Here is a 1,890-nt window from a genome sequence, read left to right as displayed (position 1 = left end):
TCGAGTTCAACCCGAACCGGCACGACTACGGCACCAAAACCCTGCTCGGCCAGCCCATCCACAGCCGGGGCCTGGCCGAACTGGACGAGGCCCTGGACCGCCTGGCCAAACACCCCGCCACCGCCCACTTCATCAGCCGCAAATTGGCCCAGTACTGGCTCAGCGACAACCCGCCGCCCGCGCTGGTGGAGCGCATGGCGCAGAGCTTCCTGAAGAGCGACGGTGATATCGCCGTAACCCTGCAGACCCTGCTGGCATCGCCCGAGTATGCGCAGGGTGCGGGGCAGAAGTTCAAGGACCCGGTGCACTATGTGGTGTCTGCCGTGCGGCTGGCCTACGACGACAAGCCCCTCCTCAACGTCGGCCCCATGCTGAACTGGCTCAACCGCATGGGCGAACCCCTGTATGGCCGCCAAACGCCCGACGGCTACGCACTGGATACCGCAGCATGGTCCAGCCCCGGCCAGATGGCCACGCGGTTTGAAATTGCCAAGGCCATCGGCTCGGGCAACGCCGGGCTGTTCAAAACCGACGGCCCACAGCCGGTGGACAAGCCGGCTTTCCCGCAGCTGGCCAACGCCCTGTACTACCGCGCGCTGGGCCAGACCCTGGGGCCGAATACGCGAAAGGCATTGGCAGAAGCCACCTCGCCCCAGGAATGGAACAGCTTTTTGCTGTCGTCGCCCGAGTTGATGCACCGCTAAACCTAGAAAAAGGAAGAACCATGCAACGCCGCCACCTGCTCCAGTCGCTCTCTGCCCTGCCCTTGCTGCATGCCGGGCAGCTCTTCGCCGCCCCCGCCGCCCAGTCGCGCCTGCTGTTCGTCTTTTTGCGCGGAGCCTACGATGCCGCCAACCTGCTGGTGCCGACCAGCAGCGACTTCTACTACGCGTCTCGCCCCGACATCGCCGTGCCCCGCCCCGGTGCCGACCTGAACACCGCCATCGCCCTGAACACCGACTGGGGCCTGCACCCGGCGCTGCGCGACACGGTGTACCCGCTGTGGCAAAAGGGCGAGGCCAGCTTCATCCCGTTTGCGGGCACCGACGACGTGTCGCGCAGCCACTTCGAGACGCAGGACAGCATCGAACTGGGCCAGCCGCTGACCGGCCAGAAAAACTACCGCTCCGGCTTCATGAACCGCCTGGCCTCGGTCATCAACGGTGCCGAGCCCATGGCCTTCACCGACAGCCTGCCGCTGGTGATGCAAGGCAGCGTGCAGGTGCCCAACACTGCGCTCAAGTCCATTGCCAAACCGGCGGTAGACCCGCGCCAAACGGCCATCATCGCGGCCATGTACCAAGGCACGGACCTGTCCAGCCGCGTCACCGACGGCTTTGCGGTGCGCGACGAGGTGGCCCGCGAACTCAGCACCGAGATGCAGGCCGCCAGCCGGGGCGCGATCAACGCCAAAGGCTTCGAGCTGGAAGCGCAGCGCATCGCCCGCCTGATGAAGGAGCGCTACAACCTGGGCTTTGTAGATGTGGGCGGCTGGGACACGCACGTCAACCAGGGCGGTGCCAGCGGCTACCTGGCTTCGCGCCTGGAAGAGCTGGGCCGAGGCCTGACCACCTTCGCGCAAGATATGGGCCCGGCCTGGCGCAACACCACCGTGGTGGTGGCCAGCGAGTACGGCCGCACCTTCCGCCAAAACGGCAACCGTGGCACCGACCACGGGCACGGCTCGGTGTACTGGGTGCTGGGTGGTGGCTTGCGCAGCGCGCAGATTGCCGGTGAGCAGGTACGGGTTGAACAGGCCAACCTGTTCCAAAACCGCGACTACCCGGTGCTGAATGAATACCGGGCGGTGCTGGCGGGCTTGTTTGCGCGGCAGTTTGGGCTGAATGGACAGCAGCTGGAGCAGGTGTTCAGCGGAGTGAAGGCGCGGGA

2 protein-coding genes are annotated in these 1,890 nt (G+C 66.0%); both read left to right on the top strand.

From position 1 onward, the window contains the following. On the top strand, nt 1-704 hold a 704-nt coding region (locus ABI213_RS16395; protein WP_348027885.1), incomplete at its 5' end, for a DUF1800 family protein. 20 nt (nt 705-724) lie between these two features. Further along, nucleotides 725-1,890, top strand: a 1,166-nt coding sequence (locus ABI213_RS16390) for a DUF1501 domain-containing protein (protein WP_348027883.1), incomplete at its 3' end; no start/stop codon positions are given.

Source organism: Rhodoferax sp., from assembly GCF_039922535.1.
GTDB lineage: Bacteria > Pseudomonadota > Gammaproteobacteria > Burkholderiales > Burkholderiaceae_C > Rhodoferax_B.
Note: the sequence above shows the minus strand (reverse complement) of the source record. Positions and strands in the feature narration are given on the sequence as shown.